The sequence below is a fragment of the Shigella sp. FC1544 genome, from assembly GCF_001722145.1.
Lineage (GTDB): Bacteria > Pseudomonadota > Gammaproteobacteria > Enterobacterales > Enterobacteriaceae > Escherichia > Escherichia coli.
The window spans coordinates 19,113-27,454 of the sequence record NZ_MECT01000332.1; the positions used below are offsets into that span (position 1 = coordinate 19,113).

Annotated in this window: 6 protein-coding genes, 1 tRNA gene and 1 pseudogene; 6 read left to right on the forward strand and 2 right to left on the reverse strand. The window is 50.5% G+C overall.

Annotation, left to right across the window (positions count from 1 at the left end; genetic code table 11):
• Nucleotides 1–3: 3 nt before the first annotated feature.
• Nucleotides 4–1,764, forward strand: a complete 1,761-nt coding sequence (locus tag BGK49_RS15475) for a DEAD/DEAH box helicase (protein WP_000578074.1) — start codon at nucleotides 4–6, stop codon at nucleotides 1,762–1,764.
• A 124-nt stretch (nucleotides 1,765–1,888) separates the two neighbouring features.
• Nucleotides 1,889–2,173: a 50S ribosomal protein L25 gene (rplY, locus tag BGK49_RS15480; RefSeq protein ID WP_000494178.1), complete on the forward strand. Its 285-nt coding sequence runs from the start codon at nucleotides 1,889–1,891 to the stop codon at nucleotides 2,171–2,173.
• Nucleotides 2,174–2,311: 138 nt separating this feature from the next.
• Here rplY and yejK read toward each other — a convergent pair whose 3' ends face one another.
• A complete protein-coding gene (gene yejK, locus BGK49_RS15485; RefSeq protein WP_000050791.1) occupies nucleotides 2,312–3,319 on the reverse strand; it encodes a nucleoid-associated protein YejK in 1,008 nt (335 codons plus the stop codon).
• Nucleotides 3,320–3,500: 181 nt separating this feature from the next.
• On the opposite strand from yejK, the gene BGK49_RS15490 reads away from it, so the two are divergent.
• The 3 genes and pseudogenes from BGK49_RS15490 (at nucleotide 3,501) to BGK49_RS15500 (ending at nucleotide 5,658) form a co-directional block, all read left to right on the forward strand.
• Entirely contained in the window at nucleotides 3,501–3,728 is a 228-nt protein-coding gene (locus tag BGK49_RS15490) for a YejL family protein (RefSeq protein WP_001135666.1), read from the forward strand.
• A 19-nt stretch (nucleotides 3,729–3,747) separates the two neighbouring features.
• Nucleotides 3,748–5,507: pseudogene (yejM, locus tag BGK49_RS15495) on the forward strand (LPS biosynthesis-modulating metalloenzyme YejM).
• A gap of 74 nt (nucleotides 5,508–5,581) precedes the next feature.
• Nucleotides 5,582–5,658 (forward strand) — tRNA-Pro (locus BGK49_RS15500).
• 102 nt (nucleotides 5,659–5,760) lie between these two features.
• Here the strand turns inward: BGK49_RS15500 and yejO are convergent.
• Entirely contained in the window at nucleotides 5,761–8,094 is a 2,334-nt protein-coding gene (gene yejO / locus BGK49_RS27485) for an autotransporter YejO (RefSeq protein ID WP_001014545.1), read from the reverse strand.
• An 83-nt stretch (nucleotides 8,095–8,177) separates the two neighbouring features.
• Here yejO and BGK49_RS27490 point away from each other — a divergent pair.
• Nucleotides 8,178–8,342: IS1 family transposase (locus BGK49_RS27490; protein ID WP_047664789.1), on the forward strand; the 165-nt coding region annotated here is incomplete at its 3' end.

Below are 8,342 nucleotides of genomic sequence, written 5' to 3' on the forward strand. Positions count from 1 at the left end.
ACCATGATTTTTACACTCCGCCCATATCAGCAAGAAGCCGTGGATGCCACGCTCAACCATTTTCGTCGTCATAAAACCCCTGCCGTTATCGTGCTGCCCACCGGCGCAGGTAAAAGCCTGGTGATTGCCGAACTGGCACGGCTGGCGCGTGGTCGTGTTCTGGTGCTGGCACACGTCAAAGAACTGGTGGCGCAAAACCATGCAAAGTATCAGGCGCTGGGGCTGGAAGCCGATATTTTTGCCGCTGGGTTAAAGCGCAAAGAGAGCCACGGTAAAGTGGTATTTGGCAGCGTGCAGTCGGTCGCTCGTAATCTTGATGCCTTTCAGGGTGAATTTTCGCTGTTGATTGTCGATGAATGCCACCGTATTGGTGACGATGAAGAGAGCCAGTATCAGCAAATCCTCACTCACCTGACTAAAGTGAATCCCCACTTACGCCTGCTGGGGCTGACTGCCACGCCTTTTCGATTGGGCAAAGGCTGGATCTACCAGTTCCATTATCACGGCATGGTACGCGGCGATGAGAAAGCCCTTTTCCGTGACTGCATTTATGAGCTGCCGCTGCGTTATATGATTAAACACGGCTATCTGACGCCACCAGAACGACTGGATATGCCAGTAGTGCAATACGATTTCAGCCGCTTGCAGGCACAGAGTAACGGGCTGTTCAGCGAAGCTGATCTCAACCGTGAGCTGAAAAAACAGCAACGCATTACGCCACATATCATCAGCCAGATCATGGAGTTCGCCGAAAAGCGCAAAGGGGTTATGATTTTCGCCGCCACCGTTGAACACGCAAAAGAGATTGTGGGATTACTGCCTGCCGAAGATGCAGCACTGATTACTGGCGACACCCCCGGCGCTGAGCGCGATGTGTTAATTGAAGATTTTAAAGCCCAGCGTTTTCGCTATCTGGTCAACGTCGCGGTACTGACCACCGGATTTGACGCCCCGCACGTCGATCTTATCGCCATTCTGCGTCCTACCGAATCAGTGAGTCTTTACCAACAAATTGTCGGGCGCGGTCTGCGTCTCGCTCCTGGCAAGACTGATTGCTTAATTCTTGATTATGCGGGTAATCCTCACGACCTCTACGCGCCGGAAGTTGGTACACCGAAAGGCAAAAGTGACAACGTCCCGGTACAGGTTTTCTGCCCTGCCTGCGGTTTTGCCAACACCTTTTGGGGGAAAACGACCGCCGACGGGACATTGATTGAACACTTTGGTCGTCGCTGTCAGGGATGGTTTGAAGATGACGACGGCCATCGCGAACAGTGTGACTTCCGTTTCCATTTTAAAAATTGCCCGCAATGTAACGCGGAAAACGATATTGCCGCCCGCCGCTGCCGCGAATGTGACACGGTACTGGTTGATCCGGATGATATGTTAAAAGCGGCGCTACGACTGAAAGACGCGCTGGTATTACGCTGTAGCGGCATGTCTTTACAGCATGGGCACGACGAGAAAGGCGAATGGTTGAAAATCACCTATTACGATGAAGACGGCGCGGATGTGAGTGAGCGTTTCCGTCTGCAAACGCCCGCCCAGCGAACTGCCTTCGAGCAGCTTTTTATCCGCCCGCATACGCGCACACCGGGCATCCCTCTGCGCTGGATCACCGCCGCCGATATCCTCGCCCAGCAAGCCTTACTGCGACATCCGGATTTTGTCGTCGCCCGCATGAAAGGTCAGTACTGGCAGGTGCGTGAAAAAGTGTTCGATTACGAAGGTCGTTTTCGTCGGGCGCACGAATTACGCGGTTAATGGTAGTTTTGATTGATGTATAAGGCGATTGAGTATAGAATCTCGCCCGCTTTTGCATACGCAAAGCAGATCACTTACCTGTTGCTGGGTCGCCTGTAGCAGGATTAATTTAAGAGAGAAAGAAATGTTTACTATCAACGCAGAAGTACGTAAAGAGCAGGGTAAGGGTGCGAGCCGCCGCCTGCGTGCCGCTAACAAGTTCCCGGCAATCATCTACGGTGGCAAAGCAGCACCGCTGGCTATCGAGCTGGATCACGACAAAGTCATGAACATGCAAGCTAAAGCTGAATTCTACAGCGAAGTTCTGACCATCGTTGTTGACGGTAAAGAAATCAAAGTTAAAGCTCAGGACGTACAGCGTCACCCGTACAAACCGAAGCTGCAGCACATCGACTTCGTTCGCGCTTAATTGCTGAATAAGTTGTAAAAAACCCCGCTTCGGCGGGGTTTTTTGTATCTGCAGATTATGCCTGATTACGGTATTGCTATTTTTTGCAGGCCAGATAAGGCGTTCACGCCGCATCTGGCATTCAGAACACAAAACCGATTAATTGCCGCCAGACGTCCGGCGCTGCAATTGGTCGCGCAAATTCGGCGGCGTGCCTTTAATGGTCAAGGTATCGGTTGCTGGATCCCAGAAGATGCGTTCACCTAACAGCATCGCATCAAAGTTAATAGTCAAGCCACCGCCGCTACCGGCAAACTTCGTCAACTGACGCAGTGTGCTACGGTCTGCCGGGAAGCTCTCTTCCAGTTCGTAGCCTTTTTCAGCCGCAAACTTCGTGAAGCTCACTTCGCTTACGCCTGCCAGCTCTTTCGACAGCGATTCCAGTTCGATCTCTTCGCCTGCCTGCAGCTGCTCATTACAGTAGCTATAAACCTGCTGGCGCACGTTCTGTCGCTCTGCTTTATCCAGTTGTGCTTCGGCAGTGAAATCATCAACCGCTTGCAACAGCCCACGGTTTTGCGCTTTCGCGTTCAATCCTTCGCTGGCCCCGAGGAAATCCATAAAGAAATCCGCCACTTTGCGCCCTACTCGCCCTTTCAGGAAAGTGAGATAGCGGGTGGACTCTGGATTGGTTTCCCATTCGGTTAAATCGATACGCGCAACAATATCCGCATGATTGATATCAAGATAATGGGTTGGGTTGATGTCGAGATTTTCGTTAACGCGCATACTGCTCAGGTTGCTCAGAACTGCCACCAGCAGATACTCCACCGCCAGATAACGGTAGTGGCAAAACAGCACGAATCCACCGTCAGCAAAAGGATATTTCGCTAATTCGTCACGCAGGCGCCCGGTTGCCGCGCGGCTAAATGCCAGAAAGTCCTCTTCGCCCTGACGCTGTAAGCGCAGCGTCTGCGCCAGTTCACTCTCTTCGCTAAACAAGCCGTAAGCTTTATTTTTGGCGCTATAGACCCGATGCAGTTCTGCCACCATCTCAACGACGGTTTCTGTCGGTTCCAGCAATGAATCGCGCAACACCAGCTCAAGGTTCTGCTCATCACGCTTGATAAGCTGGTGCAGAGCAATCTGGTTGATATCCAGACTCATGATAAACTCTCCTTTAAGACCGGGCGGTATTCAACCACCGCCGGTTAAGCGACGCAATAAAAGATGGCGGTCATTTTACAGAAGGCAGCGTAACGAGAATGATTTAACGCATAAAAAAGCAGAAAAAAAACCGTTGCTACGGTAATATGTTGCCCTTTCATCAACTAACTGATTTCGATTTATGCCACAAATTTCCCGCTACAGTGATGAACAGGTTGAACAATTGCTCGCAGAGCTGCTCAACGTACTGGAAAAACATAAGGCTCCGACCGACCTTTCCCTGATGGTGTTAGGCAACATGGTCACTAACCTTATCAACACCAGCATTGCCCCGGCCCAACGCCTGGCAATTGCCAACTCTTTTGCCCGCGCCTTACAGTCCTCTATCAACGAAGACAAAGCGCACTAAGGGAAACAGATAACAGGTTATGGTAACTCATCGTCAGCGCTACCGTGAAAAAGTCTCCCAGATGGTCAGTTGGGGGCACTGGTTTGCACTGTTCAATATTCTGCTTTCGCTCGTCATTGGCAGCCGTTACCTGTTTATCGCCGACTGGCCGACAACGCTTGCTGGTCGCATTTATTCCTACGTAAGCATTATCGGCCATTTCAGCTTCCTGGTGTTCGCCACCTACTTGCTGATCCTCTTCCCGCTGACCTTTATCGTTGGCTCCCAGAGGCTGATGAGGTTTTTGTCCGTCATTCTGGCAACGGCGGGAATGACGCTATTACTGATCGATAGCGAAGTCTTTACTCGTTTCCATCTCCATCTTAATCCCATCGTCTGGCAGTTGGTTATCAACCCAGACGAAAATGAGATGCGCGCGACTGGCAGCTGATGTTCATCAGCGTGCCGGTTATTTTATTGCTTGAACTGGTGTTTGCGACGTGGAGCTGGCAAAAGCTGCGCAGCCTGACGCGTCGTCGACGCTTCGCGCGCCCGCTGGCCGCATTCTTATTTATCGCCTTTATCGCCTCGCATGTGGTGTATATCTGGGCCGATGCCAACTTCTATCGCCCGATCACCATGCAGCGCGCTAACCTGCCGCTTTCGTACCCGATGACGGCGCGACGTTTCCTTGAGAAGCATGGCCTGCTTGATGCGCAGGAGTATCAACGCCGTCTTATTGAGCAAGGTAATCCAGACGCCGTTTCCGTACAGTATCCGTTAAGCGAACTGCGCTATCGCGATATGGGCACCGGGCAGAATGTGCTGTTGATTACTGTCGATGGCCTGAACTACTCACGCTTCGAGAAGCAGATGCCTGCGCTGGCAGGTTTTGCTGAGCAAAATATTTCGTTCACGCGCCATATGAGCTCCGGCAACACTACAGACAACGGCATCTTTGGCCTGTTCTATGGCATCTCGCCGAGCTATATGGACGGCATTCTGTCGACCCGTACCCCTGCGGCGTTAATTACTGCGCTTAATCAGCAAGGCTATCAGCTGGGATTATTCTCGTCAGATGGCTTTACCAGTCCGCTGTATCGCCAGGCATTGTTGTCAGATTTCTCGATGCCGAGCGTACGCACCCAATCCGACGAGCAGACCGCCACGCAGTGGATCAACTGGCTGGGCCGCTACGCACAAGAAGATAACCGCTGGTTCTCGTGGGTCTCTTTCAATGGCACTAACATTGACGACAGCAATCAGCAGGCATTTGCACGGAAATATAGCCGGGCGGCAGGCAATGTCGATGACCAGATCAACCGCGTGCTCAATGCACTGCTTGATTCTGGCAAACTGGACAATACGGTTGTGATTATCACTGCCGGTCGGGGTATTCCGCTGAGCGAAGACGAAGAAACCTTTGACTGGTCCCACGGTCATCTGCAGGTGCCATTAGTGATTCACTGGCCAGGCACGCCGGCGCAGCGTATTAATGCGCTGACTGATCATACCGATCTGATGACGACGCTGATGCAACGCCTGCTACATGTCAGCACACCTGCCAGCGAATATTCGCAAGGTCAGGATTTGTTCAACCCTCAACGCCGTCATTACTGGGTCACTGCAGCGGATAACGATACGCTGGCAATTACCACCCCGAAAAAGACGCTGGTGCTGAACAATAACGGTAAATACCGCACTTACAACTTACGTGGTGAAAGAGTAAAAGATGAAAAACCACAGTTAAGTTTGTTATTGCAAGTGCTGACAGACGAGAAGCGTTTTATCGCTAACTGATTAATTATAAATCAGTTAGCGAAATATCTTACTTGCAATCGGTGTGGAAAACGGTAGTATTAGCAGCCACGAGTCGGCACGTAGCGCAGCCTGGTAGCGCACCGTCATGGGGTGTCGGGGGTCGGAGGTTCAAATCCTCTCGTGCCGACCAAAAATCCCAAGAAAAAACCAACCTTTACGGTTGGTTTTTTTATATCTGCAATTAATTTGATAAACAGACCGTGACACATCACAGCCTGTTTATTTTCTGTTATCAGAACGTCCAGACCACTCCCGCCTGAGTATTCCACGGCGATTCTACCCCTGCGCCATTGCCATAGCTGACTGACAAATGACCGCTTAACGTCGGGGTAAACGATGACCTTATCCCAGCCTGATAAACGCCAGGGGTTCCAGCCACATCATTATTAAATTTGCCATCGTCATTAACTTTCACATGGTTAGAATCGGCGTATTCCTGACGTACGGCGGCTTTCAGCCAGGGTTCCAGCGTCGTACCATTTTGCAGGTCCATGTGATAGCTTACCGCCGTTCCCGCTTCAGCGCGTAATATCCGGGTATTTCCCACATCAGCGCGCATGCCGTTTGATAACGTGTAGTCCTGACCATCTGTGGTAAAGCCGGTAAAGGCCAGATAGGGTCTAACACTCCACAATCCGTCAACCCAACGGAACCCGCTCTCAACATGAGCACCCGCGCCGTTACTATTGTAATCGCCAAACGCTGTTGCCCCATTACTCATCTTGCCATGGATGGTGTTGGCAAAACGGTCAACTTTCACCACCCCATCAACATAGGCACCGTTCTGATGCTCCCAACCGGCATAAGCCCCCAGGGTATAGCTATCGATATTACCTTTTCCGCCGCGATCAAAACCAATATCAGAATGAGAGTAACCAAAGAACAAGCCGCGAATTGTACTGCTTTCTTCACGGGAGAAACGGCTATCGATACCGAGCGTCAGGCCCGTCAATGTTTGCTCAAAACCAGCTCCCGCATCAGTGGTCACGTTGTTGCGGGTGTTAATTGCCGAACTCCACATCGCCGTATCGTAACTAACGCTTTTTACGCTACCAAGACGCTCACGCACGGTGTCCAGTTCTGCATCAAATACCAGCGGTTGTGCGGCCGCCATATTCAGCACATCAGTGGTTGAAGGGGTAATTTGCGCGCGATTCTCTGCCAAACTCCAGCTATGGTTGCCATTATCCAGCAAGGTATATTCATACGTACCGATATCAACAACGCCTCCGGCATTGCCCAACGTAAATGCAGCATCACCGCCGCCCGTTGTTACCAGTGTAAGGCTATCTCCTGCTGCCGGGCTGGCACCGGTGTCCGTCACGAATATTTTGAAATCACCTGTTGCCTGACCGGTGACGTTGAGCTGATCGCTCTGATGATTAGCCATATCGGTACGCATATAAAAATTGCCGTTTCCCGACAGGGTATTGGTGGTCAACGTAATGAAATTTTCCGCACTTGCCGTCACTGATGAACGAGTCACTGGCTCATCCATCATAATCACATTTGCGTCAGACATCGCAAGGTTGGCTAAGTTGAGGAGGGTGTTTTGGTTCGTCGTAGTGATATCGGCAATGATGGCCCATACGCTATTTTCGAGCGAAACGTCCGCTTTGCTGGTATCCACGGCACCATGCGTTCTAAAAGAAGCGCCCTCAGAAACCACTACCTTACCCACCAACATAGCGGGTGCATAATTTATTTGCGGCTTCATGACCTCAAGAATGCCATCATTCCCTCTGACTGACACGTTAACCATTGTGCCAGCCCAGACATTAGCGCGGCCATTGTTGATAACCATATTTTCAGAGATGGCTTTAGAGGAATACGTGATACTTCCATTCTGGTCTGATCGACCGAGATCATATACCGCATTTGCCTGCACTTTCGTACCAGTATCCTTTCCCAGCGATTGCATAGTGACATGCTCATCAAGGATAGTATCAATGGCCTGCGTGTCCTCCATAACAATGAGCCCGGAACCATCATCCAGTTCATAATTTTTTGACACACCATCTTTTATACTAAATTGGCCTTTACTGTTTGTACCACTCACTTCCAGCGCATTCGTTGAGACAATTAATTTTCCGCCTGCTTTTTTATCAACGCCAGTTGCAGTCCCGCCATCCATAACCTCCAGTAAGCCGCCACTATCTACAGTAGTATTATAAGCGAAGTCATTTTCTTCAACTCGCAAACTTCCGCCGTTTTCCAACAGCATATTGTTAGCAATACCATTCTTGATTTCGAACTGACCGAGACGGTTTGTTCCGAATGCCTCCATGACCCGCGTGCTTGCTTTAATAGCACCGCCTGCTTTCTGATCTACCGCAATCGCTAATCCCCCCTCTTTAACCTCCAGTAATCCTCCCTTTTCGATAGCGGCAAGGACGGTAATCCCATCTTTTTCAACGATTAAGCGCCCGCCTTTAATCATGGGATCATTCGCTGCGCCATAAACCTGTAGCACACCATTATTGAGGGTAGTCTGGTTTGCCGCGCCACCCATTTGAACAATTTGATAACCGTCATTTAATACTGAGTATTCTGCGGTACCATTCATTTCAATGTACTGATACCCTCCGTTAATTGGTAATGCTGCCAACTTACTGATTTAGTGTATGATGGTGATTTTAAGGTGCTTGCGTGGCTTCCATTTCCATCAGATGTCCTTCCTGCTCCGCTACTGAAGGCGTGGTGCGTAACGGCAAAAGCACTGCCGGACATCAGCGCTATCTCTGCTCTCATTGCCGTAAAACATGGCAACTACAGTTCACTTACACCGCCTCTCAGCCCGGTACGCACCAGAAA